Below are 22,949 nucleotides of genomic sequence, written 5' to 3' on the forward strand. Positions count from 1 at the left end.
GGGGAACAACCTATGAGGCAGGTCGCAAGAAAGGGCCTGATCACCATGGCGGCAGCCAGCGGCGTACTCGCCGCGGCTGCCGGCTACGCGTACGCGGATGCGGGGGCCGCCGGAGGCGCGGCCAACTCGCCCGGCGTGGGATCCGGCAACAACCTCCAAGTACCGCTCCACGTCCCGGTGAACGCCTGCGGCAACACCGTCAACGTGGTCGGACTGCTCAACCCGGCGTTCGGCAACCACTGCGTCAACGACGGCGGTGGCCGGCACCACGCCGGCGGAGCGCACGGTGGCGGCCAGCACGGCGGCCACCACCAGGGCAGCGGGCACCACGGCGGCGCCAACGCCGCCGGCGGCACCGCGAACTCACCAGGCGTCGGCTCGGGCAACAACGTCCAGGCCCCGGTCGACGTCCCGGTGAACGCCTGCGGCAACACCGTCGACGTGGTCGGACTGCTCAACCCGGCCTTCGGCAACGGCTGCGCCAACGAGGTGGGCCACCACCCGCACCACCCGGGCCACCCGCACCACCCCGGGCAGCCCCACCACCCGGGGAAGCCGCACCACCCCGGCAAGCCCCACCACCCGGGCAAGCCCGAGCACCCCGGTAAGCCCGAGCACCCGGGCAAGCCGCACCACCCGGGTACGGGGCACCACCCCCACAACCCGGGCCAGCAGGGGAACCCCGGAACGCGGCCGCAGCCCGCTCCGCACACCCCGGCCGTCACGACCCCGAAGCCCGCCGGGCAGCAGCTCGCGCACACCGGCGCCGGGGCGATCGGCTACGCGGTTCCGGCCAGCGCCGGACTCCTCCTCGGAGGAGCCGTGCTCTACCGCCGGAGCCGCGCCGCCCGCCGCTGACCGACCGCGGTGACCCACCGCGGTGGGTCACCGCGTCGGCCACGCCAACGGCACCCGGCCCCCCCCCGCATCGAGAGCGGAACGCGGAATCGGGGATCGGGACCGGAATCGGAATCGGCAACGGAATCGGCAACGGATCCGTGCTCACCGTCCGCCACTGAACAACAGCGGACCGCACAACGGTGCACCGGCACACGCACAAACCCGGTTCACCGACGCACCACGGAGCGGGCCCCGTAGCCACGGGGCCCGCTCCACTGCGCTCACCCCCGGACAGCCCTCAAGGCTCCCGCCCCCCGATCGCTCTCATCCCCGTCCCCCGGTGGTCCTCACTCCCCGGTGGACCTCACCACGTGGCGCGGAGCTGGCGGATGATCCGGCGACGCAGCCGCACCTTGCGGCTACCGTCCGGATTCAGGCGCAGTCGGTCCAACTCCCAGTGTCCGTACTCGGCATGGTCGGTCAGCAGGCGTGTGGTGGCCTTCCGGGAGACTCCCCGAGGCACATACACATCGCAGAATTCGTATTCCGGCATCGCATCTATTGTGCGGGACCGGCCCAGGTACGGATAGCGTCTGCACTATGTCTGATGCTGCGCAGCCCTCCGCTGCCGAGGTACGTGCCGCCGCCGAGGCGGTAAAAACCGCACTGGACCGTCACCTCGACGCGGTCGAACGCCGCTCGGGGCAGGACGATCCGGCCGTCTACGCCGCGTTCGACGAGCTCGCCGCCGCGGCTGAGGTCTATGACGAGCTGCTCTACGACACCTACGACGAAGTCACCCCCTTCGAGATCCCCGGAAGCGACTCGCTACCCGCCTACGCGGGCCCGGAGGAGCCGAGCGCGCTGAGCGTGCTGATCCGGCGCGACTACACCGTCGCCGAACCGCAGCGCCTGCTCCACCAGGCCCAGCGCATCGCCGACCTCGATCCGGACGCCGCCGACGAGGCCGTGGGCAACGGCGCCGGCGCCGATCGCGCCGACGCGGCCGCCGTGGTCGGCAGCAGCGTGCACGCGGCGCTGGGCGTCCTCTTCGGCGAGTTCGAACCCGACGAGATCGCATCCCGGCACAAGGAGTTCGGCCTGGAAGAGGGCGACTCCACGCTCTGGGTCGCCGCCGCCGACGAGCCGGCCGAACCGGGCGAGTGGCTGTCCGCACCCTTCGACCAGGCAGACCCCCAGCGGGTGGTCTGCCGCTTCGACGTCAGCGCCGTCTTCGACGAGGAACTCGACGGCGACGACGACCTCCTCGAACCACTCGACCGAGAACGCCTCAACCGAGAACCCCTCGACCGAGAACGCTGACCCACCAGGGCCGGCCCGACGCGAGCACCTCGACAACCGCGAGCACCTCGACAACGTGGTCGAGGTGAAACCCGGTCTGCGGCCCGGGGCCCGGGGCGGCCGCGTCCGGCGGCCTGGGGAGGGGGCTCCGGGGCCCCATTCGGTGGCTTGAGCACGGCGGGCACGGTCGCGGCCGGCCCCCGGGCCAGGCGCCCGGGCCAGCCGCCCGTTGCGGCGCGTTCTCGCTCCGCCCTCCCTGCCCTCTCCGTCGTCCGCGTTCCCCGCCCTCGCCCTCTCTGCCCCGTCTTCCCAGCTCCCCGCTGGCCCCGCCTGCCGCCCTCCCTGCCCCGTCCCCTGCCCTTCCAGCTCCCCGCTGGCGCCGCCCCCCGTCGCTTGCTGGGTGCGGGGCGATCGGCGGGTGGTGCGGCCTGTGGGAGGGGTCCGGGCGGCGGGGGTGTGCGGGCTGCGGAAGGGTTCTGGGCGGCGCAGTTGGGTGGGCTGTGGAGGGGCTCTGGGGCGGGAGGGCGGGGTTGTCCGGGGGGGCTGGTGGGTTTGTGTGGGCCGCGTCCTTGCGTGGGTGAGTGCTTGGGCGCGGCCTTGTTTGTGTTTGCTGGGGGTGCGGCCTGTGGTTCCTTGCTTGGCCGCTGCCTCCTCTTATACGGCAACGATTACTGAGAGTTATTAGTTCCGCAGTCTTCGTTACCTTCTGTGGTTACTGGGTGGGGTCCGGGGCGGTGGCGGTGGAGTGGAGTTGGAGGAGGGTGCGGAGGCGGGTGGTGCGGGGCTTGACGGGGACCTCGGTGACGGCTTGGGCGAGGGCCTGGTCGGCGCCCTGGACCACGGAGAGGTGGCGTTCGCCGCGGCTGAAGGCGGTGTAGACCCAGGAGCGCGTCAGGCCGGCGGTCGCGTCGCCGGGGAGCACGACCACCGCGGCCGGCCAGCGCATGCCGGCGGCCTGGTGGGCGGTGAGGGCCCAGGCGTGGCGGACGGCGCCGTCGGCGACCTGATCGCGCGGTACCACGCGGGCGGTGCCGTCGCAGGTGAGGTGCAGCCCTGCGGCGTCCGCGCCGGTGACGGTGCCGGTCAGGGTGCGGCCGGGGGTGGGGGTGTGGGCGACGCGGTCGCCGGGGTCGAAGCCGCCGAAGCGGCCGGGGCCGGGGTTGAGCCGCTCCTTGAGGGCGGTGTTCAGCGCGCGGGTACCGGCGGCGCCGCCGTGGCCGACGGTGATGACCTGGGTCTCGTCGGCGGGGACACCGAGTGCCCGGGGCACGGAGTCGGCGACGAGCTGGACCGTGCGGTGCACGGCCTCGCCGGCGTCCCGGACCGGGACGATCACGACTTCCTTGCCGGGCGCCTCGACCTGGCTCAGTTCGCCGATGCCGATGCCCGACACCAGCTCGCCGATCGGGCCGAAGTCCGGCGTGCGGGAGGCGACCTGGGGGCAGAAGCGGGCCGCGAGGAGATCGGCGAAGAGGCGGCCGGGGCCCGCCGACCACAGGACGCCCGGGTCGCCGCTGAGGACCAGCCGGGTGCCGTCGGCCAGCGACTCGACGAGCAGCGCCGCGGTCTCCAGGTCCAGTTGCGGGGCGTCCAGCACGACGAGCAGGTCGAGCGCGAGCGTGCCGTCCGCGTCCCGGCCGGGGCCCTCCTGGCCGGAGAGCAGGCCGGACACGGTCACGGCGGAAGCGGAAGCGGAGGTGGAGGTGGAGGTGGAGGTGGTGGGGTCGGTCAGGTGGGTGGCCAGGCGGTGGCGGCCGTTTGTGGTGTGGGTGGCGCCGTAGGCGCGTAGGCCGAGCGAGCGGGCGGCGGCGATCAGCGCGGCGGGCTCGGCGCGAGCCGCCTCGGCGCCGGTGTGGGCCACCAGGCCGCTGTCCGCGACGGCGCGGATCAGTTCGGCGGCGGACGGCGAGGGGGCGGCGGCCGCCGCGGCCTCCCAGTCGGCGGGGGAGGGGCGCGGGGGGAGGGGGGAGTCCGTCGCCTCGTCCGCCGGCGTCACCGCCTCCACGGTGGTCATCGCGTTCAGCGCTTCGCCTGATGGCGCGGTTTCGTCCGAGGGCGCGGTTGATGGCGCGGTTTCGTCTGTTGGCCGTTCCGTCGGTTGTTCTGCCTGCCGTTCCGGCTCGTCGGCTGCCCCGTCCGCGGCGGGTGTGCCCTGTTCCGGAGTGGAGGCCGCCTGTTCCGCGGCGGGTGCGTCCTGCTCCGTGTCGGGCGTCGCGTCGTCGGTGGGTGGGGCGGTGTCCTGCGGCGAGGGGGGTTCCGGGGCGGCGGGGGGCGTTTCCGGTGCCGCGGCTTCCGGTGCTTCGTCCGGCTCGGGGGATTCGTGTGGTTCGAAGGTGTTGAGGAGGCGGGCGAGGCCGTCGGCGACGCTTTCCTCGGCCATGGCGAAGCGGTCGAGGCCGAGCAGGATCCGGACCGGGGTTTCGGCGTCCTCGTCGTCTTCCTGGGCGGGGCGTGCCCGGCCCGGCTCGTCGATGGCGTCCTGGAAGACCAGTACGGCTCCCTCGGCGATGGCGGTCTGCAGGGCGTCGTCGGGGTCGGGCACCGAGCGCTGGGCGAGCGCCGTGCGCAGGGCGGCGGCCTCCAGGGCGGAGTGGCCCGCGACGGCGGCCTGTTCCAGCAGCCAGCCGACCAGTGCCTGGGCGCGTCGTTCGTCGCCCGGCCCGGCTGCGGCGCCCAGCAGGGCGCGTGCGAAGCCGTCGGCCTGCTCGGGGCGCACCCCAGGTACGCCGAGGAGCTGCCAGGGGTCTTCCCGCAGGGTCTCGGCGGCCCGCTCCCCGAGCGTTTCGGCGGCCTTCTCCGCGAGCGACTCGGGTGCCCCGCCCGCCGCGAGGATCTGCCGTACGCCGTCGAGGCCGGGGGCGGTCGGGCCGGCCGGCATGGCGGCGGGAGGCGCGGGTGCGGCCGGAGGGGTGGCGGTGGCGTCGGCCGGCGGGCCGGCGGGGGAGGGCGCCGGGGTGCCGGCGACCGGGTGGGCTGCGGGGGCCGCGGGCTGGGGAGCGGGGTGCTGTGCCGGCGGCGCGGTGGGGGGCGGGGTGGTGCCGCCCTGCGCGGGGGCGGTGCCCGGGCCGGTGCCGGGGCCGCGGTCCGGGCCGGTGGTGGGTGCGGTCGGGCGGGCGGGGCGCGGGGCTTCGGTGAAGAACGAGGCCGCCGAGCGTTCGCCGGTTTCCACGGCCCGGACGGCCGCCGCCAGCGCCGCCGCGGTCGCCTTCCCCGATCCGGCCGCCGGGGACTCCTTCGCTCCCTGCTGCTCGGGCGGGGTTTCGCCGGCGCGGCGGTCGGTACTCACAGCGTGCTCCAGTCGTGGTCGGGATAGTGGTGCACCGGAGCCGATACATCGTCCAGCGCCCGGCAGATCTCGTCAGGAAGACTAAGGGTCTCCACTGACAATGCCGCTCTGAGCTGCTGCGCTGTGCGTGCGCCAACGATCGGCGCGGTCACTCCGGGGCGGTCGCGCACCCATGCGAGCGCGACCTGGAGCGGGGTGACGGCCAGTCCGTCGGCGGCGGTGGTGACCGCCTCGACGACCCGGCTCGCGGTCTCGTCGAGGTAGGGCGCCACGAACCCCGCCAGGTGGTCGGAGGCGCCGCGTGAATCGGCCGGGGTGGCATGGCGGTACTTGCCGGTCAGCACGCCTCTGCCGAGGGGGGAGGAGGGCAGGACGCCGATGCCGAGGTCCAGCGCGGCGGGCAGCACCTCGCGTTCGATGCCGCGCTGGAGGAGGGAGTACTCCATCTGCGTGCCGGCCAGTGGGTTGCGTATGCCGGGTGCGGCGAGCTGCCAGGTGGCGGCCCTGGCGAGCTGCCAGCCGGAGAAGTTCGCCAGCCCCACATAGCGGGCCCGGCCGCTGGTGACGGCCAGGTCGAGGGCCTGGAGGGTCTCCTCCAGCGGGGTGTGCGGGTCGAAGGCGTGCAGCTGCCACAGGTCGACGTAGTCGGTGCCCAGCCGCTCCAGTGAGGCGTCCAGGGCGGCGAGGAGGTGGCGCCGGGAGCAGTCGACCCGGCGGTCCGGCTCCAGGACGCTGCCGGCCTTGGTGGCGATCACCAGGTCGTCGCGCGGAACGAGTCCTTCCGTCAGCCGGCCCAGCAGGTACTCGGCGCCGCCGTCGGCGTAGATGTCGGCGGTGTCCACGAGGGTGCCGCCGGCCTCCCAGAACGTCTTGAGCTGGTCGGCGGCTTCTTGCTCGTCCGTGTCGCGGGCCCAGTTGAGGGTGCCGAGTCCGAGACGGGACACGCGAAGGCCCGTTCGGCCGAGGTGCCTTTGCTCCATGAGGCTTGAGATTACGCGCCGGGGGCCGGGATCAGGGGACCTGTGGACAACCCGCCGGTGGTGCCCGGTGGTGGCCCGCGGCGCCCGGTTGTGCCCGGTTGCGGCCCGTGGCGAGGGGAGGGGCGAGGGGACGCGGGGAGGCCGGGCGGGGGAGCGGTCCGGCGGGGGCCGGGGGCCGGGGCGGTGTGCCGGGGGGCGGGCCGCGGGAGCGGCGCGGAGGCCCGTCGCCCCGGCGGCAGGAGCCGGGAGGGCCCCGGGGCAGGGGCTTTGACGACACTCTTGTGCGCGCTACAGTCCCCGGAACAGCGACGTTACTGATGGGTAAGGGGAGCGGCATGAGGCTTGGCATCAACCTCGGCTACTGGGGCGCCGGGATGGACTCCGACAATCTCGCGGTGGCGCAGGAGGCCGACCGCCTCGGCTACTCCGTCTGCTGGGCGGCCGAGGCGTACGGTTCCGACGCCGCCACGGTGCTCTCCTGGGTCGCCGCCCAGACGGAGCGCATCGACGTCGGTTCGGCGATCTTCCAGATCCCGGCGCGTACCCCCGCGATGACCGCGATGACGGCCGCGACCCTGGACTCCCTCTCCGGGGGCCGGTTCCGGCTGGGCCTCGGGGTGTCCGGTCCGCAGGTCTCCGAGGGCTGGTACGGCGTCAAGTTCGACAAGCCGCTGGCGCGCACCCGTGAGTACGTGGAGATCGTCCGCAAGGCGATGGCGCGCGAGCGGCTCTCCTACGAGGGCGAGCACTGGACGCTGCCGCTGCCCGGCGGTCCGGGCAAGCCGCTGAAGCTCACGGTGCACCCGCAGCGTGAGCACATCCCGCTCTACATCGCCGCGATCGGCCCGAAGAACCTGGCGCAGACCGGTGAGATCGCCGACGGCGCGCTGCTGATCTTCCCGTCCGTCGAGCATCTGGAGGAGACCGCGCTGTCGCACCTGAGGGCGGGTCGCGAGAAGGCGGGCCGGACGATGGAGGGGTTCGACGTCTGTCCGACGCTGCCGCTGGCGGTGGGCGCGGACAAGGACGTCAGCGCGCTGGCCGACATGTTCCGGCCGTACACCGCGCTGTACGTCGGCGGCATGGGCAGCCCCAAGCAGAACTTCTACAACCAGCTGGCGCAGCGCATGGGCTACGAGAAGGAAGCCGCGGAGATCCAGGAGAAGTACCTGGCGGGGGACAAGGACGGCGCCGCCGCCGCGATCCCGGAGCGGCTGATCGACGAGACGACGCTGCTCGGCTCCGTCGAGCGGATCGCCGAGCGGATGCAGGGCTACGCGGCGGCCGGCGTGACCACGCTGACGCTGGCCCCGGCCGGTTTCACGCTGGAGGACCGGCTGGCCTCGCTGCGGGCGGGCACCGAGGCCCTGGAGCGCGCCGGACTCGCGTGAGGACGCGCGCGGCGCCGGGCCCGCGGTGAGTTCCCGGCCCGGCACGTACGAAGCCCGGCGCCTGGGGCGCCGGGCTTCGTGAGGTCTGCGGCCGTGGTGGGGGCTCGGGGGATCTTCCCCGCCACGGCCGTCACGCTGCTCAACGCGGCGGCCGACGGCCCGGTTACGCCTCCTCGCCGGCCGTGCGTCAGCCGAACGGCCGAATGGGTGGCGGCTCCGGTTGCCGCGACCGGAACGCCCCATTTGACTTTTTCTTTACGGGTGTGTCCGTTCGGAGGTGGCGCAAATGTTCTCGGCCCGCAGTGTCTTCCAGGAGATCGTCGACAACGACAACTCCTACCGACTGTTCTGTTCCATAGCGGCCAGCGGCGAGGCCCAGGGCGGCTGGGAGAACGGCCGGATCGCCGCGCTCCTGCCCGCGTCGCTGCGCGGGTTGGCGCCCAAGGTCGCCCGGCACGGCGCCGACGAGGACAAGCACGGCCGGATCTTCCAGGCCCTGATGCGCCGGCGCGGGCTGACCCCCGCCGAGGTCCCCGAGGACACCGACTACACGATGCTCCTGGAGCGGCGCGGGATCGGCCTGGCGCACGACAAGCTGCGCCGCGACGAGCCGCTCACCGAGCTGGACGTCATCACCTACCTCGCGCACAGCCGGGTCACCGAGCAGCGGGCCGCCGACCAGATGGAGCTGCTCAGGAGGTACTTCGGTGACCACCCCGAGGTGGGCAAGGCGGTCCGGATGATCGCCCAGGACGAGGACAACCACCTCGCCTACTGCCACGAGGAGCTGCTCAGGCTGGCCCGGGCGGGGCACGGCCGGACCATCCAGCGGGTGCTGCGCGAGTGCGCGCACGCCGAGATGGCCGTCTACCGGGACGTCAGCCTGGCGGTGATGGGCCACATGGGCCGCCTCCTGCACTGGCCGAAGGCCAAGTCCACGGCCCTCGCCGCGGGGATCCGGGCGGTGTACGGCTACGAGCGGCTGGGCGGCTGGCGGCGGATGGTCACCCTGGCACAGCCCGAGCGGTCGGACCCGCTGGGCGGTCCGGCCACCTCCGCGCCGGAGTTCGCCTGAGCCGGGCCGTCGCCGCCGTACGCCTCCCGCCGCGGGTCACAGCCACCCGCGGCGCTTGAACAGGCGGTAGAGCGAGACCTCGATGAGGACCATCAGTACCAGGACCGCGGGGTAGCCCAGGTGCCACTTGAGTTCCGGCATGTTCTCGAAGTTCATGCCGTAGATCCCGGCGATCAGGGTCGGTACGGCCGCCAGCGCCGCCCACGCGGAGATCTTGCGCATGTCGTCGTTCTGCCGAACGCCCATCTGCGCCAGGTGGGCGGAGAGAATGTCCGAGAGCAGCCGGTCCAGGCCGTCCACCGACTCGTTGGCGCGGGTGAGGTGGTCGTCGACGTCGCGGAAGAACGGCCGGGCGTGGGCGTGCACGAACGGCACTCCCGGATTCTGCAGCCGGGCCATCGGCGCCGCCAACGGGCCGGTCGCCCGACGGAATTCCATCACCTCGCGCTTGAACGCGTAGATCTCGGCGGCGGTGTTCCGGGTGTCCCGGCCGCGCACCGGCGCGAACACCTCCGCCTCCAACTCCTCCATGTCCAGCTGGAGTTCGGCGGCCACCTCGATGTAGTGGTCGACCACCGCGTCGCTGACCGCGTACAGCACCGCACCGGGGCCGTGCCGCAGGATCTCCGGATGCTCCTCCAGCCGGCGCCGCACCGCCGCCAGCGGGCTGGCCTCCCCGTGCCGCACGGTCACCACGAACGAGTCGCCGACGAAGACCATCACCTCCGAGGAGGTCACCGTGTCGGCCTTGTCGTCGTAGGTGATCGGTTTGAGCACCATGAACAGCGAGTCGTCGTAGACCTCCAGCTTGGGCCGCTGGTGGGCCTTGAGCGCGTCCTCGATCGCCAGGGGGTGCAGCGCGAACTCGGACCTGACGCGCTCGAACTCCTCCGCCGTCGGCTCGTGCATCCCCAGCCACATGAAGGAGTGGCCCTCGGCCCGGGCCGCGTCGAGGGCGTGCGCGAAGTCGGTCGCGCACTCGGTGCGGCGGCCCTCCCGGTAGATGGCGCAGTCCACGATCACATCTGGCATTCTCGCGCGTACCCCGGGCGCGTGCCAGGACGGCGGCCGCGGAACGTAGGCTGGCGGTCATGCCCACGCTGATCCTGGTGCGGCACGGCCGCTCCACCGCCAACACCGCCGGAGTGCTCGCCGGGCGGGCGCCCGGCGTCGCCCTCGACGAGCGCGGCGCCGCCCAGTCCGCCGCGCTGCCCGCCCGGCTGGCGCGGGTGCCGCTTGCCGCCGTCGTCTCCAGTCCGCTGCAGCGCTGCCGGGAGACCGTGGCGCCGTTGCTGGCGGCCCGGCCGGGGCTCGCGCTGCACGTCGAGGACCGGATCAGCGAGTGCGACTACGGCGACTGGTCGGGCCGCAAACTCGCCGAGCTCGCCGACGAGCCGCTGATGGAGGTCGTCCAGCAGCACGCGTCCGCGGCGGCCTTCCCCGGCGGGGAGTCGATGCGTGCCATGCAGGCCCGCGCGGTGGACGCGGTGCGCGACTGGAACGCCCGCATCGAGGCGGCGCACGGCCCGGAGGCCGTCTACGCCATGTGCGCGCACGGCGACATCATCAAAGCGCTGGTGGCCGACGCGCTGGGCATGCACCTCGACCTGTTCCAGCGGATCTCCGTCGAGCCCTGCTCGGTCACCGTCGTCCGCTACACCAGGCTGCGGCCCTACCTGGTCCGGCTCGGCGACACCGGCGACTTCGCGTCCCTCGTGCCCAGGGAGGACGGGGCGGTCCCGGGCGACGGCCGGGACGCGGCCGTCGGCGGTGGCGCGGGCGCAGCGTGATCAGTCGGCGCAGTAGGGTGGTGCGACGGCGCTGCCCGCCACGCCCCGGTCAGCGGGACGTGCAGCGACCGCAGTGACCCCGCAGTCGAGCAATCGGAGCAGGACGTTGTCCCGTCAGGTGTTCTTCTACGACGCGCCGGACCGCTTCGTGGCCGGTACGGTCGGGCTGCCTGGCCGCCGTAGCTTCTACCTCCAGGCGACCGCCGCCGGCCGCACGACCAGCGTCGCTCTGGAGAAGACGCAGGTCGCGGCGCTCGCCGAGCGGATCGACGAGCTGCTGGACGAGGTCGTACGGCGCAGCGGCGGCAATGCCCCGGTGCCCGCCGTCTCGCCCGCCGAACTCGCCGACACCGCCCCGCTGGAGACCCCCGTGGAGGAGGAGTTCCGGGTCGGCACGATGGCGCTGGCCTGGGACGGCGAGGACGAGCGGATGATCGTCGAGGCGCAGGCGCTGGTCGAGCTGGACGCCGACAGCGACGAGGCGCTCGCCGACGCCGAGGAGCGGCTGCTCCAGGACGACGAGAACGGCCCGCCGATGCTGCGGGTGCGCCTCACCGGAACCATGGCCAGGGCGTTCGCCAAGCGGGCGCTGGAGGTCGTCAACGCCGGCCGCCCGCCGTGCCCGCTGTGCAGCCTGCCGCTCGACCCGGAGGGACACGTATGCCCGCGCCAGAACGGATACCGACGGGACGCCTGAGCGGCGGCGAGCCGGCCGCGGAGCCGGCCGGGCCGCTGCCCGGCCCCGCCGCCCCGGCGCGGGCCGCGGCCGCGCCGGAGCCCGCCGCCGGCCTGTCGGACGCCTTCCTCGCCGAGGGTGAGCTGACCGTCCGCGGCCGCATCCAGGAGGCGTCCAACGCGGTGCTGTACTGCACCGTCGAGCACGACGGCCGCAGCGCCGCCTGCGTCTACAAGCCGGTCGCCGGCGAGCGCCCGCTGTGGGACTTCCCCGACGGCACCCTCGCCCAGCGCGAGGTCGCCGCCTACGAGGTCGCCCGTGCCTGCGGCTGGGACCTGATCCCGCCGACCGTGCTGCGCGAGGGCCCGTACGGCACCGGCATGGTCCAGGAGTGGATCGACCCGCCGGAGAGCAGCGACGAGGTGCCCGAGCTGCTGGCCCTGGTGGAGGACGAGGAGCCGGGGCCCGGCTGGAAGGCCGTCGGCTTCGCGGAGCTGGGGGAGGGCCGTACCGCCCTGCTGGTGCACGCCGACCACCCGCGGCTGCGGCAGCTCGCGGTGCTGGACGCGGTGATCAACAACGGTGACCGCAAGGGCGGGCATCTGCTGCCCGGCGCCGACGGCCGGTTCTTCGCCATCGACCACGGTGTGACCTTCAACGCCGAGGACAAGCTGCGCACCCTGCTGTGGGGCTGGGCGGGGGAGCCGCTGCCGGCGGAGGCCGTGGAGGTGTTGCGCGGTCTGCGGACGGCGCTGGCGGACGCGGCGCCGCTGGCCGCCCGACTGGCCGAACTGATCACGGAGGCCGAGATCGAGGGGTTGCGGGCTCGTGTGGCGGGGCTGCTGCGCAGCGGCCGGCACCCGGAGCCGAGCGGGGAATGGCCCGCGATCCCCTGGCCGCCCGTCTGACCCGGAACCGCACCCCGACGTGCCTTTGCACGTCGCGCCGTCAAACACAAGACCGCCTTTCCGGCCAAGACCCGTGATCCGGTTCGTATGCGGAACCTCCGTCCGGTTACGCTCATGGCATGCATGCATGGCCCGCTTCTGAGGTCCCCGCCCTGCCTGGTCAGGGCCGCGACCTGAGGATCCACGACACCGCGACCGGCGGACGGGTGACCCTCGCCCCCGGTCCCGTCGCCCGTATCTATGTCTGCGGCATCACGCCGTACGACGCCACCCACATGGGGCACGCGGCGACCTACAACGCGTTCGACCTGGTTCAGCGCGTGTGGCTCGACACGAAGCGCCAGGTGCACTACGTGCAGAACGTCACCGACGTCGACGATCCGCTGCTGGAGCGGGCGGAGAAGACCGGCGACGACTGGACCGCGCTCGCCGAGCGCGAGACCGCCCTGTTCCGCGAGGACATGACGGCCCTGCGGATGCTGCCACCGCGCCACTACATAGGCGCCGTCGAGTCGATACCCGGGATCGTCCCGCTGGTGGAGCGGCTGCGCGACGCCGGCGCCGCCTACGAGCTGGACGGCGACATCTACTTCTCCGTCTCCTCCGACCCGCACTTCGGTGAGGTCTCCGGCCTGGACGCCGAGGCGATGCGGCTGCTGTCCGCCGAGCGCGGCGGCGACCCGGAGCGCGAGGGCAAGAAGAACCCGCTCGACCCGATGCTGTGGATGGCCGCCCGCGACGGCGAGCCGAGCTGGGACGGCGGCTCGCTGGGCCGCGGCCGGCCCGGCTGGCACATCGAGTGCGTCGCGATCGCCCTGGACCACCTCGGGATGGGCTTCGACGTGCAGGGCGGCGGCTCCGACCTCGCCTTCCCGCACCACGAGATGGGCGCCTCGCACGCCCAGGCGCTCACCGGCGAGCACCCGTTCGCCCAGGCGTACGTGCACGCCGGCATGGTGGCCCTGAACGGCGAGAAGATGTCCAAGTCGAAGGGCAACCTCGTCTTCGTCTCGAAGGTGCGGCGCGAGGGCACCGACCCGGCGGCGATCCGCCTGGCGCTGCTCGCGCACCACTACCGGGCGGACTGGGAGTGGACCGACGCGGTGCTGGAGGAGGCGGTGGCACGGCTGGCGCGCTGGCGCGCGGCGGTCTCCCGCCCCGACGGCCCGCCGGCCGAGGCCCTGCTGGAGGAGATCCGCGCGGCCCTCGCCGACGACCTGGACTCCCCGGCCGCGCTGGCCGCGGTGGACCGTTGGGCCGCGACGCAGGAGGCGGAGGGCGGCACCGACGAGGGCGCGCCCGGCCTCGTCTCGCGCACGGTCGACGCGCTGCTGGGCGTGGCGCTCTGACAGCCGGCGGCTGAGTTCGTCCCTCGGGGCGCCTTCGCGGGAGCGGGGGCGCCCCTCGTTCCGGCCCCGCGGTGGCGCACCGCGGGGCCGCGTGCGTTGCCGGGTTTCCCGCCGTGCGAACCGCCCGTCGCAGCGGCGGGCGGTTGCCTGCCGGGTGTGGTGCCGGTCCCGCGGACGTCGTCCTCGGAGCCGGCACCTGCCGGGAGAGCGCCCGCCGGCGGGGCGACGGAACGGACCTCGGTCAGTCCTCGTCGCGGCGGTCCCCGGAGTCCTCCGGGGACTCGGGGTCCGTTTCCGCCTCGTCCGTGGGGCGCGGCTCGCGCTGGTCCTTGGAGACCGGACGGGGCGGGCGGGTGCGGCCGCTGGTGGTGTCGCGGAGGTAGGAGCTGTCGCGGCCCTCGGTGAGCCCGCCCTCGGTAGCCACGCCCGGGCCGGCCTGCGGGTCGCGGCGGCGCAGGTAGCGCTCGAACTCGCGGGCGATGGCCTCGCCGGACGCCTCCGGGAGGTCCGCGGTGTCCCGCGCCTCCTCCAGGGACTGGACGTATTCGGCCACCTCGCTGTCCTCGGCGGCCAGCTGGTCGACGCCCAGCTGCCAGGCCCGCGCGTCCTCGCTCAGCTCGCCCAGCGGGATGCTGATGTCGAGGAGGTCCTCCAGGCGGTTGAGCAGCGCGAGGCTGGCCTTCGGGTTGGGCGGCTGGGAGACGTAGTGCGGCACCGCGGCCCACAGGCTCACCGCGGGGACCCCGGCGTGCGTGCAGGCTTCCTGGAGGATGCCGACGATGCCGGTGGGGCCTTCGTAGCGGGATTCCTCCAGGTCCAGGCGCCGGGCCAGGTCCGCGTCGGAGGTGACGCCGCTGACCGGGACGGGGCGGGTGTGCGGGGTGTCGCCGAGCAGGGAGCCCAGCACCACCAGCATCTCCACCCCCAACTCATGGGCGAAGCCCAGGATTTCGTTGCAGAACGAACGCCAGCGCATGCTGGGTTCGATCCCGCGGACCAGGACCAGGTCGCGCGCCCGGCCCTTGCCGTTCGCGTCGCCGACGCGGACCACGGAGAGCCGGGTCGTCGGCCAGGTGATCTTGCGTACGCCGCCGTCCAGGAAGACCGTGGGGCGGTTCACCTGGAAGTCGTAGTAGTCCTCGGCGTCCAGCGCGGCGAAGACCTCTCCCTTCCATTCCCGGTCCAGATGTGCGACCGCGGCGGAGGCGGCGTCGCCGGCGTCGTTCCAGCCTTCGAACGCGGCCACCATGACCGGGTCGATCAGCTCGGGCACCCCCTCGAGCTCGATCACCCAGCGCCTCCTTCCGACCGGTTCGGCCGTGTGGGGGCGGCCGCCGGCAGCAGTTCCATTGCGTGCGTCACCAGACTACGGCGTGTGCGGTGCCGGTCCGCAGCCCCTGTGCACGAATGAGATCCGATTCATCCGATCTGTGTCCGACTCCGATCACCTAACTTCCGTACGGGGTCTGGACGCCGTCTTGCACGCGGGTCTATACATCGGATGACCGGCAAAGGTCCGATGTTCTTCCGCAACATCTCAGGGGGCATGTGCATGTCCGTGACCGACACCGTCACCGGGATCGAGGTCCATGACGTCCGCTTCCCCACCTCGGAGCAGCTCGACGGCTCGGACGCCATGAACCCGGACCCCGACTACTCCGCCGCCTACGTCGTGCTGCACACCGACGGCGGGCCGCAGGGGCACGGCTTCTGCTTCACGATAGGGCGCGGCAACGATGTCATGGCCGCCGCGATCCGGTCGCTCGCGCCGTACGTCGTCGGCCGCCCCGCACCCGCCACCGCCGCGGACCTCGCCGCCCTGCACCGCGACCTCACCCACGACTCCCAGCTGCGCTGGCTCGGCCCCGAGAAGGGGGTGACGCAGATGGCGGCCGGAGCGGTGGTCAACGCCGCCTGGGACCTGGCCGCCGGCCGGGCGGGGCTGCCGGTGTGGGAGTTCCTGGCCGGAATGACACCCGAGGAACTGGTCTCGCTGGTCGACTTCCGGTATCTGACCGACGCGCTGACGCCCGCCGAGGCACTGGACCTGCTGCGGGCCGCCGAACCCGGCCGGGCCGAGCGCGCCGCCCGCCTCAGAGCCGAGGGCTACCCCGCGTACACCACCTCGCCGGGCTGGCTCGGCTACGACGACGGCAAGCTGGTGCGGCTGGCCAAACAGGCGGTGGCCGACGGGTTCGGACAGATCAAGCTCAAGGTGGGCGCCGACCTCGACGACGACCGGCGGCGGCTGCGGCTCGCCAGGGACGCCGTCGGGCCCGGCGTACGGATCGCCGTCGACGCCAACCAGCGCTGGGACGTGGCCGAGGCGGTCCGCTGGATGACCGCGCTGGCGCCGTACACCCCGCACTGGATCGAGGAGCCGACCAGCCCGGACGACGTGCTGGGGCACGCCGCGGTGCGCTCCGGGCAGCCGGTGAAGGTCGCCACCGGCGAACACGTCGCCAACCGCGTGGTGTTCAAGCAGCTGCTGCAGGCCGGGGCGGTGGACTTCGTACAGATCGACGCGGCGCGGGTGGCCGGGGTCAACGAGAACCTGGCGATCCTGCTGCTCGCCGCCAAGTACGGCGTCCCGGTGTGCCCGCACGCGGGCGGGGTGGGGCTGTGCGAGCTGGTGCAGCACCTGGCGATGTTCGACTACGTGGCGGTGTCCGGGAGTTGGGAGGACCGGGTCATCGAGTACGTCGACCATCTGCACGACCACTTCACCGAACCGGTCGTCGTCGAGCGCGGCCGCTACCGCGCCCCGGCAGCGCCCGGCTTCTCGGCGCGGATGAAGCCGGCGTCGATCGCCGCCCACCGCTTCCCCGACGGACCGGTGTGGCGCGCCCGCCGGCCCCCGCACGACCGGTCCCGGCAGCCGGGCGAACAGGAGGTCTCCGCATGAGCACCGGAGCACACGCCGGCCGGCCGCCGGCCGACTTCGCGGGGATGGCCGCCGTGGTCACCGGCGGCGGTTCCGGTATCGGGGCGGCCACCGCGGCCCTGCTGATGGCGCGCGGCGCGCGGGTGGCCGTGCTGGACCGCGACCCGGCCGGGGCGCCGGACGGGGCGGTCCGCGTCACCGCCGAGGTGACCTCGGACGCCGCCGTACGGGCCGCGGTCGAGCAGGCGGTGGCGGAGCTGGGCGCCCTGCACACCCTGGTCGGCAACGCGGGCATCGGCGCGATCGGCACCGTCGAGGACAACGACGACGCGGAGTGGGGCCGGGTCCTGGACGTCAACGTGCTGGGGCTGGTGCGCACCGCGCGGGCCGCGCTGCCGCATCTGCGCCGTACCGCCGCCGGCGCCCCGGGGACCGTCTCGATCACCCACACCTGCTCCATCGCCGCCACCGCCGGGCTGCCGCAGCGCGCCCTGTACAGCGCGAGCAAGGGCGCGGTGCTGTCGCTGACGCTGGCGATGGCCGCCGACCACCTCCGGGAGGGCATCCGCGTCAACTGCGTCAACCCGGGCACCGCGGACACCCCGTGGATCGGGCGGCTGCTGGAACGGGCCGACGACCCGGCCGCCGAGCGGGCCGCGCTGCACGCCCGCCAGCCGATGGGCCGGATGGTCACCGCTGACGAAGTGGCCGCCGCCATCGTCTCGTTGGCGTCGCCGGCCGCCTCCGGCATCACCGGTACCGCGCTCGCCGTCGACGGGGGGATGCAGGGGCTGCGGCTGCGGCCCGCGACCTGAACCGGCTCGTCCGTTTGCCCCCGCGACCTTTCCCCGTATCTCCCCCGGAGGAGGCGGGGCCGGGGATCCGCACACCACGACCGAGGGACCACCATGAGACTGCGTACCACCGGCGCGGCGGCCTGTGCCGCGGTGCTCGCCACCGCCGCGCTCGCCGGCTGCAATCGCGGCAGCGACGCCGCGGGCGGCCGGATCGGCATCGACATGCCCCGTACGGACACCGACTTCTGGAACTCCTACCAGCAGTACCTCGAAAAGGACCTGGACCACGGCGGTCCGGCCGCGCTGCCGCTGTCCAACTCGCAGAACGACATCGCCAAGGTCGTCTCCAACGTCCAGGCGCTGACCGACCAGGGCGCCAAGGCCATCGTGATGGCCCCGCAGGACACCGGGGCCATCGCCGCGGAGCTGCGGCGGCTGGCGGAGAAGAAGATCCCGGTGGTGAGCGTGGACACCCGGCCCGACGAGGGCAAGGTCTACATGGTGGTGCGGGCCGACAACCGCGCCTACGGGGAGAAGTCCTGCGAGTACCTCGGCCGGCGGCTCGGCGGCCGGGGCCGGGTCGCCGAACTCCAGGGCGACCTCAGCTCCATCAACGGGCGGGACCGGTCGGAGGCGTTCGCGTCCTGCATGCGGACGAAGTTCCCGAAGATCACCGTCCATGAGCTGGCCACCGACTGGAAGGGCGAGGTGGCCTCCGCCAAGCTGCAGAGCCTGCTCGCCCAGCACCCGGACCTCGACGGGATCTACCTGCAGGCCGGCGGCGCCTTCCTGCAGCCCACCCTCGCCCTCCTGGAGCAGAAGAAGCTCCTCAAGCCGGCCGGGTCCCCGGGGCACATCACCGTGATCTCCAACGACGGCATCCCCGACGAACTGGACGCCATCCGCGCCGGCCGGATCGACGCCACCCTCTCCCAACCCGCCGACCTCTACGCCAAGTACGCGCTGTACTACGCCAGGGCGGGGCTGGAGAAGAAGACCTTCCGGCCCGGACCCACCGACCACGGCTCCACCATCGTGAAGATCAAGAACGGGCTGGAGGACCAGCTGCCGGCGCCCCTGGTCACCAAGGCCAACGTCGACGACACGAAGCTGTGGGCCAATCAGCTGGAGAAGAAGAAGTAGTGGCCGGGCGGACCGACGGCCGGCCGGCGGCGGTGCGCGCCGAGGGCATCGTCAAGCGCTACGGCCCCACCGTCGCCCTCGAAGGCGCCGGGCTGACCGTACGGGCCGGGGAGGCGCACGCCCTGGTGGGCCGCAACGGCGCCGGCAAGTCGACCCTGGTGTCGGTGCTGACCGGCATGGAGCGCCCGGACGCCGGCCGGGTCACCTTCGGCGGCGAACCGGCGCCCGGCTGGGGCGACACCGCCGCCTGGCAGCGCCGGGTGGCGTGCGTCTACCAGAAGTCGATGACGGTGCCGGAGCTGACCGTCGCGGAGAACCTCTACCTGGGCCGCTTCCAGGGGGAGCGGGTCATCCGCTGGCGGGCGCTGCGCGAGCGGGCCGGGGAGCTGCTGGCCGGATACGGCGTCGACGCCGACCCGGCCGCCCGGATCAAGGATCTCGGCGTCGAGCAGCGGCAGTTCGTGGAGATCGCCCGGGCGCTGTCCTTCGGCGCCCGGCTGATCATCCTCGACGAGCCCACCGCCCGCCTGGACGCCGCGGGCATCGACCGGCTCTTCGCCAGGCTGCGCGCGCTGCGCGCCCGGGGCGTGGCCTTCCTGTTCATCTCGCACCACCTCCAGGAGGTCTACGAGCTGTGCGACACCGTCACCGTGTTCCGCGACGCCCGGCACGTGCTGACCGCGCCGGTCACGGAGCTGCCCGAGGACGCGCTGGTGGCGGCGATGACGGGGGAACAGGCCGGTGCCGCGCGGCGCAGCCGTACGGCGGCGCGCCCGCCGGGTGAGCCGGTGCTGCGGACCGAAGGGCTGGCGCTGGACGGGCACTTCGCGCCGCTGGACCTGACCGTGCGGGCCGGTGAGGTGGTCGGCCTCGCCGGCGCCACCGGCAGCGGCAACACCGCGATCGGTGAGGTGCTGGTGGGGCTGCGGGCGCCGGACCGCGGGCGGATCTCGGTGCGGGGGCGGCCGGTGCGTACGGGCAGCGTGCCGCACGCCCTGGAGGCGGGCATCGGCTACGTCCCCGAGGACCGGCACCGCGAGGGCCTCGTGCCGGGCCGCAGCGTGGCCGAGAACGCCACCCTGACCGTCGCCGACCAGTTGGGGCCGATGGGGACCGTACTGCCGTCCAGGACGCGGGAGTTCGCCCGGCGGATGATCGCGGCGCTGGACATCAAGGCGACCGGGCCCGGCCAGCCGGTGTCCGGGCTCTCCGGCGGCAACCAGCAGAAGGTGGTGATCGCCCGGGCGCTGGCCCGGGAGCCCGCCGTGCTGGTGGCCGTCCGGCCCACCAACGGGGTCGACGTCAAGTCCAAGGACGCGCTGCTGGGCGTCGTGCGGGACGTCGCGGACGGCGGCAGCGGGGCCGTGCTGGTCTCCGACGAGCTGGACGACCTGCGGGTCTGCGACCGGGTGCTGACGGTCTTCCACGGCCGGGTCACCGCCGCGTTCGGCGCCGGCTGGCGCGACCACGAGCTGGTCGCCGCCATGGAGGGCGTGGGCGGCGGCGACGGGTCCGGCGGCCCGCGCGCCCCGGCCGGCGCGGGCCGCCCCGCCGACCGGGACACCGAAGGAACGGAAGAAACGCAGGGAACGGAAGAAACGCAAGGAACGGAAGGGACCGCGTCATGACCGAGACCGCATCGCCACCGGCCGCGGGCGCGGTGGACCGGGCGCCGCGGCGCGGCCGGCCCCGGCTCGACCCGGCCCGCTGGCGGGACCTGTCCCTGGTGCCGGTGATTTTCGTCCTGGGCGTCATCGGCTTCATCGTCTCGCCCGCGTTCCTGACCCGGGACAACCTCATCGGTGTCGTCCAGCAGTCCACCGAGCTGGGCCTGCTGGTGCTCGGCGAGGCGCTGATCCTGATCAGCGGGCGGATGGACCTGTCGCTGGAGTCCACCATCGGGCTGGCGCCGGTGCTCGCGCTGTGGCTGGTGATGCCCGCGCACGGGGCCCGGTTCGCCGGGCTGGAGCTGTTCCCGCCCTGGACGGCGGTCCCGCTGTGCCTGGCCGTGGGTGCGGCGGTCGGCGCCGCGAACGGCTTCCTCATCCTCAAGCTGCGGGTCAACGGCTTCATCGCCACCCTCGGCATGCTCACCATGCTGCGCGGCCTCCAGGTGGGCATCTCCGAGGGGCAGTCGATCGGCGACGTCCCCGCGTCCTTCGCCTACCTGGGCAAGGCCGACTGGCTCGGTGTCCCCGCGGCCGTGTGGATCTGCCTCGCCCTCTTCGCGCTGGGCGGCGCGGCGCTGGGCTACCTGCGGCACGGGCGGGCGCTCTACGCGATCGGCGGCAACCCGGAGGCGGCCCGCGCGGCCGGCATCCGGGTGGACCGGATCACCTGGATCGTGCTGGCCGTCGGCGGGCTGCTCGCCGCCTTCGCGGGGATCCTCTACACCGGCCACTACGGCGCGGTGTCCGCGAGCCAGGGCAACGGCTGGATCTTCCAGGTCTTCGCCGCCGCGGTGATCGGCGGCATCAGCCTCAAGGGCGGCCGCGGCACCCTCTTCGGTGCCCTGACCGGGGTGCTGACGCTCCAGCTGGTGATCAATGTGATGACGCTGGGCGGGGTGCCGCCGCTGTGGACGCAGTTCCTCAACGGCATGATCATCATCATCGCGCTGGTCATCTCCCGCTTCACCAGCGGCGAGAAGCAGGACTGAGGGGGCCGTCGTCATGCGCTTTCCGCCGCAGGGGCCGCGGGAACTGGGCCGCACCGGCGTCACCGTTCCGCCGCTCGGCCTCGGCTGCGCACCGCTCGGCAACCTCTACCGCGCGGTGCCCGAGGACCGGGCGCAGGACGTTGTACGGGCCGCCCTGGCCGCCGGCGCCCACTACTTCGACACCGCGCCGCACTACGGCGTGGGCCTGTCCGAGGAGCGGCTCGGCCGGGCGCTGCGGGGCCGCGACCGGGCCGGCTACACCCTCTCCACCAAGGTGGGCCGCCGGCTGCGGCCGCTCGCGGCGGGAGAGGCCCCGGAGGGTCAGGGCTTCGTCGCCACCCCCGCCCGCGCCCGGGTGCGCGACTTCTCCCGCGACGGCATCCGCGCCACGCTGGAGGCGTCCCTGGAACGGCTCGGGGTGGATGCCGTCGACATCGTCTATCTGCACGACGTCGAGGACCATCTGCGCGAGGTGTACGAGACCGGCTTCCCGGCCCTGGCGGAGCTGCGCGCGCAGAAGGTCGTGCGCGCCATCGGCTTCGGCATGAACGACAGCGGGGTGCTGGCCCGGCTGGTCGCCGACCTCGATGTGGACGTGGTGCTCTGCGCCGGCCGCTGGACCCTGCTGGAGCGCACCGCCCACGACGATCTGTTGCCGGTGTGCGAGCGGCGCGGCAGCTCGGTCGTCGTCGGCGGTGTCTACAACTCCGGTCTGCTGGCCGACCCGTCGCCCGGCGCCCCGTACGACTACGCGCCCGCGCCGCCCGGGCCGCTCGCCCGGGCGCGGCGCCTCGCGGCGGTGTGCGAGGAGTTCGGTGTGCCCCTGAAGGCGGCGGCGCTGCGCTTCCCGTTCGGGCACCCGGCCGTGGCCGCGGCCGTGGTGGGCGCGGCCACGCCCGAGGAGATGGCCGAGAACGCCGCCCTGTTCCACCATCCGGTGCCCGACGCGCTGTGGCACGCCCTCGTCGACCGCGGCCTCCTCGACGCCGGGCTGCCGCTGCCCCTGAACGACTGAGCCGGGAGCGCCCGATGCGTATCGACGCCCATCACCACCTGTGGGACCCGGCGCGGCGTGCGCAGCCGTGGATGGACGGGCCCTGGGCCGATCCGATCCGCCGCCGGTACACCCAGGCCGACCTCGTCCCGCACCTGACCGCGCACGGCATCGACGCCACGGTCCTCGTCCAGTCGGTGTCGTCGTACGAGGACACCGCCGAACTGCTCGCCGTCGCGGCGGGGGAGGGGCCGGTGGCCGGTGTCGTCGGCTGGGCCGACCTGACCGATCCGGCGCTCGCCGAGGTCCTCGCGGCGCTGCCCGCCGGGCTGGCCGGCGTCCGGCACCAGGTGCAGGACGAGCCGGACCCCGCCTGGCTCACCCGGCCCGACGTGCTGCGCGGCCTCGGTGCGCTGGCCGGCGCCGGGCTGGTCTACGACCTGCTCGTCACCCCGCGCGAACTGCCCGCCGCGCAGGCCGCCGCGCGGGCCCTGCCGCAGCTGGCGTTCGTCGTGGACCACGCCGCGAAACCGGCGGTGGCGACGGGCGGCCGGCAGCCCTGGGCCGACGGGCTCACCGCGCTCGCCCGGCTGCCGAACGTCAGCTGCAAACTCTCCGGGCTGGTCACCGAGGCCGACTGGGACACCTGGCGGCCGCAGCAGCTCCTGCCGTACGCCCGGCACGTGCTGGACGTCTTCGGCCCGGACCGGGTGATGTTCGGCTCCGACTGGCCGGTGTGCACCCTGGCCGCCGGCTACGACGAGGTCGTCGCGGTGGCGGAGGCCGCCACCGGCGGGCTGACCGCGGCGGAGCGCGCGGCGGTCTTCGGGGGCACCGCGCGGCGGGTGTACGGCCTCGGCGAGCGGTAGGCGGCG

Annotated in this window: 20 protein-coding genes; 15 read left to right on the forward strand and 5 right to left on the reverse strand. The window is 73.9% G+C overall.

Annotation, left to right across the window (positions count from 1 at the left end; genetic code table 11):
* Positions 1-12 precede the first annotated feature (12 nt).
* Positions 13-858 carry a chaplin gene (locus SL103_RS11095; RefSeq protein WP_069568698.1) on the forward strand — a complete coding sequence of 282 codons (846 nt, stop codon included), beginning with the start codon at positions 13-15 and terminating at the stop codon, positions 856-858.
* Between the two features lie 346 nt (positions 859-1,204).
* On the opposite strand, the gene SL103_RS35880 is transcribed toward SL103_RS11095, so the two are convergent.
* Positions 1,205-1,393, reverse strand: coding sequence for a DUF5703 family protein (locus tag SL103_RS35880; RefSeq protein ID WP_030416245.1), 189 nt, complete (start codon positions 1,391-1,393; stop codon positions 1,205-1,207).
* 47 nt (positions 1,394-1,440) lie between these two features.
* On the opposite strand from SL103_RS35880, the gene SL103_RS11100 reads away from it, so the two are divergent.
* On the forward strand, positions 1,441-2,163 hold the full coding sequence (locus SL103_RS11100; RefSeq protein ID WP_069568699.1) for a hypothetical protein: 723 nt from the start codon (positions 1,441-1,443) through the stop codon (positions 2,161-2,163).
* A gap of 691 nt (positions 2,164-2,854) precedes the next feature.
* On the opposite strand, the gene SL103_RS11105 is transcribed toward SL103_RS11100, so the two are convergent.
* The gene (locus SL103_RS11105) at positions 2,855-5,428 is read right to left on the reverse strand and encodes a helix-hairpin-helix domain-containing protein (RefSeq protein WP_069568700.1); all 2,574 of its coding nucleotides are present in this window, start codon (positions 5,426-5,428) and stop codon (positions 2,855-2,857) included.
* On the reverse strand, positions 5,425-6,408 hold the full coding sequence (locus tag SL103_RS11110) for an aldo/keto reductase (RefSeq protein ID WP_069568701.1): 984 nt from the start codon (positions 6,406-6,408) through the stop codon (positions 5,425-5,427). Before SL103_RS11110 ends, SL103_RS11105 begins: the two co-directional genes overlap by 4 nt.
* A gap of 335 nt (positions 6,409-6,743) precedes the next feature.
* Between SL103_RS11110 and SL103_RS11115 the strand changes: the two genes are divergently transcribed.
* Together SL103_RS11115 and SL103_RS11120 are read left to right on the forward strand one after the other, a co-directional pair.
* Positions 6,744-7,799: an LLM class F420-dependent oxidoreductase gene (locus SL103_RS11115; RefSeq protein WP_069568702.1), complete on the forward strand. Its 1,056-nt coding sequence runs from the start codon at positions 6,744-6,746 to the stop codon at positions 7,797-7,799.
* 286 nt (positions 7,800-8,085) lie between these two features.
* Positions 8,086-8,874 carry a hypothetical protein gene (locus SL103_RS11120; RefSeq protein ID WP_069568703.1) on the forward strand — a complete coding sequence of 263 codons (789 nt, stop codon included), beginning with the start codon at positions 8,086-8,088 and terminating at the stop codon, positions 8,872-8,874.
* Positions 8,875-8,910: 36 nt separating this feature from the next.
* Here the strand turns inward: SL103_RS11120 and corA are convergent, their stop codons facing one another.
* Complete coding sequence (gene corA / locus SL103_RS11125; RefSeq protein ID WP_079145691.1) at positions 8,911-9,906, reverse strand: magnesium/cobalt transporter CorA; 996 nt, start codon at positions 9,904-9,906, stop codon at positions 8,911-8,913.
* A 59-nt stretch (positions 9,907-9,965) separates the two neighbouring features.
* Between corA and SL103_RS11130 the strand changes: the two genes are divergently transcribed.
* The 4 genes from SL103_RS11130 (at position 9,966) to mshC (ending at position 13,597) form a co-directional block, all read left to right on the forward strand.
* Complete coding sequence (locus tag SL103_RS11130) at positions 9,966-10,664, forward strand: histidine phosphatase family protein (protein WP_069568705.1); 699 nt, start codon at positions 9,966-9,968, stop codon at positions 10,662-10,664.
* 106 nt (positions 10,665-10,770) lie between these two features.
* Complete coding sequence (locus SL103_RS11135) at positions 10,771-11,361, forward strand: DUF3090 domain-containing protein (protein WP_033269936.1); 591 nt, start codon at positions 10,771-10,773, stop codon at positions 11,359-11,361.
* On the forward strand, positions 11,325-12,248 hold the full coding sequence (locus SL103_RS11140) for an SCO1664 family protein (protein ID WP_079145692.1): 924 nt from the start codon (positions 11,325-11,327) through the stop codon (positions 12,246-12,248). Before SL103_RS11135 ends, SL103_RS11140 begins: the two co-directional genes overlap by 37 nt.
* 119 nt (positions 12,249-12,367) lie before the next feature.
* Positions 12,368-13,597, forward strand: a complete 1,230-nt coding sequence (gene mshC / locus SL103_RS11145) for a cysteine--1-D-myo-inosityl 2-amino-2-deoxy-alpha-D-glucopyranoside ligase (RefSeq protein WP_069568706.1) — start codon at positions 12,368-12,370, stop codon at positions 13,595-13,597.
* A 241-nt stretch (positions 13,598-13,838) separates the two neighbouring features.
* On the opposite strand, the gene SL103_RS11150 is transcribed toward mshC, so the two are convergent.
* Positions 13,839-14,888, reverse strand: coding sequence for a PAC2 family protein (locus SL103_RS11150; RefSeq protein ID WP_069568707.1), 1,050 nt, complete (start codon positions 14,886-14,888; stop codon positions 13,839-13,841).
* A 261-nt stretch (positions 14,889-15,149) separates the two neighbouring features.
* Here SL103_RS11150 and SL103_RS11155 point away from each other — a divergent pair, with 261 nt between their 5' ends.
* The 7 genes from SL103_RS11155 to SL103_RS11185 all read left to right on the forward strand — a co-directional run bounded on the left by SL103_RS11155 (position 15,150) and on the right by SL103_RS11185 (position 22,943).
* Positions 15,150-16,502, forward strand: a complete 1,353-nt coding sequence (locus SL103_RS11155; protein WP_432215348.1) for an enolase C-terminal domain-like protein — start codon at positions 15,150-15,152, stop codon at positions 16,500-16,502.
* Positions 16,499-17,296 (forward strand): SDR family NAD(P)-dependent oxidoreductase, encoded by a 798-nt coding sequence (locus SL103_RS11160; RefSeq protein WP_069568708.1) that lies wholly within the window; start codon positions 16,499-16,501, stop codon positions 17,294-17,296. Before SL103_RS11155 ends, SL103_RS11160 begins: the two co-directional genes overlap by 4 nt.
* A 93-nt stretch (positions 17,297-17,389) precedes the next feature.
* Positions 17,390-18,421, forward strand: a complete 1,032-nt coding sequence (locus SL103_RS11165) for a sugar ABC transporter substrate-binding protein (RefSeq protein ID WP_069568709.1) — start codon at positions 17,390-17,392, stop codon at positions 18,419-18,421.
* Positions 18,421-20,049, forward strand: a complete 1,629-nt coding sequence (locus SL103_RS11170; protein ID WP_069568710.1) for a sugar ABC transporter ATP-binding protein — start codon at positions 18,421-18,423, stop codon at positions 20,047-20,049. Before SL103_RS11165 ends, SL103_RS11170 begins: the two co-directional genes overlap by 1 nt.
* Complete coding sequence (locus tag SL103_RS11175; RefSeq protein WP_069568711.1) at positions 20,046-21,080, forward strand: ABC transporter permease; 1,035 nt, start codon at positions 20,046-20,048, stop codon at positions 21,078-21,080. Before SL103_RS11170 ends, SL103_RS11175 begins: the two co-directional genes overlap by 4 nt.
* A 13-nt stretch (positions 21,081-21,093) precedes the next feature.
* On the forward strand, positions 21,094-22,095 hold the full coding sequence (locus tag SL103_RS11180) for an aldo/keto reductase (RefSeq protein WP_069568712.1): 1,002 nt from the start codon (positions 21,094-21,096) through the stop codon (positions 22,093-22,095).
* Positions 22,096-22,109: 14 nt separating this feature from the next.
* Entirely contained in the window at positions 22,110-22,943 is an 834-nt protein-coding gene (locus SL103_RS11185) for an amidohydrolase family protein (RefSeq protein WP_069568713.1), read from the forward strand.
* The last annotated feature ends 6 nt before the right edge of the window (positions 22,944-22,949 follow it).

It is taken from the genome of Streptomyces lydicus (assembly GCF_001729485.1).
Taxonomy (GTDB): Bacteria; Actinomycetota; Actinomycetes; order Streptomycetales; family Streptomycetaceae; genus Streptomyces; species Streptomyces lydicus_D.

Excerpts from the sequence above, each read along its gene's own strand:
- SL103_RS11095 (WP_069568698.1), top strand. The coding sequence starts at position 13 with ATGAGGCAGGTCGCAAGAAAGGGCCTGATCACCATGGCGGCAGCCAGC.
- SL103_RS35880 (WP_030416245.1), bottom strand. The coding sequence starts at position 1,393 with ATGCCGGAATACGAATTCTGCGATGTGTATGTGCCTCGGGGAGTCTCC.
- SL103_RS11100 (WP_069568699.1), top strand. The coding sequence starts at position 1,441 with ATGTCTGATGCTGCGCAGCCCTCCGCTGCCGAGGTACGTGCCGCCGCC.
- SL103_RS11110 (WP_069568701.1), bottom strand. The coding sequence starts at position 6,408 with ATGGAGCAAAGGCACCTCGGCCGAACGGGCCTTCGCGTGTCCCGTCTC.
- SL103_RS11115 (WP_069568702.1), top strand. The coding sequence starts at position 6,744 with ATGAGGCTTGGCATCAACCTCGGCTACTGGGGCGCCGGGATGGACTCC.
- SL103_RS11120 (WP_069568703.1), top strand. The coding sequence starts at position 8,086 with ATGTTCTCGGCCCGCAGTGTCTTCCAGGAGATCGTCGACAACGACAAC.
- corA (WP_079145691.1), bottom strand. The coding sequence starts at position 9,906 with ATGCCAGATGTGATCGTGGACTGCGCCATCTACCGGGAGGGCCGCCGC.
- SL103_RS11130 (WP_069568705.1), top strand. The coding sequence starts at position 9,966 with ATGCCCACGCTGATCCTGGTGCGGCACGGCCGCTCCACCGCCAACACC.
- SL103_RS11140 (WP_079145692.1), top strand. The coding sequence starts at position 11,325 with ATGCCCGCGCCAGAACGGATACCGACGGGACGCCTGAGCGGCGGCGAG.
- mshC (WP_069568706.1), top strand. The coding sequence starts at position 12,368 with ATGCATGCATGGCCCGCTTCTGAGGTCCCCGCCCTGCCTGGTCAGGGC.
- SL103_RS11155 (WP_432215348.1), top strand. The coding sequence starts at position 15,150 with ATGTCCGTGACCGACACCGTCACCGGGATCGAGGTCCATGACGTCCGC.
- SL103_RS11160 (WP_069568708.1), top strand. The coding sequence starts at position 16,499 with ATGAGCACCGGAGCACACGCCGGCCGGCCGCCGGCCGACTTCGCGGGG.
- SL103_RS11165 (WP_069568709.1), top strand. The coding sequence starts at position 17,390 with ATGAGACTGCGTACCACCGGCGCGGCGGCCTGTGCCGCGGTGCTCGCC.
- SL103_RS11175 (WP_069568711.1), top strand. The coding sequence starts at position 20,046 with ATGACCGAGACCGCATCGCCACCGGCCGCGGGCGCGGTGGACCGGGCG.
- SL103_RS11180 (WP_069568712.1), top strand. The coding sequence starts at position 21,094 with ATGCGCTTTCCGCCGCAGGGGCCGCGGGAACTGGGCCGCACCGGCGTC.
- SL103_RS11185 (WP_069568713.1), top strand. The coding sequence starts at position 22,110 with ATGCGTATCGACGCCCATCACCACCTGTGGGACCCGGCGCGGCGTGCG.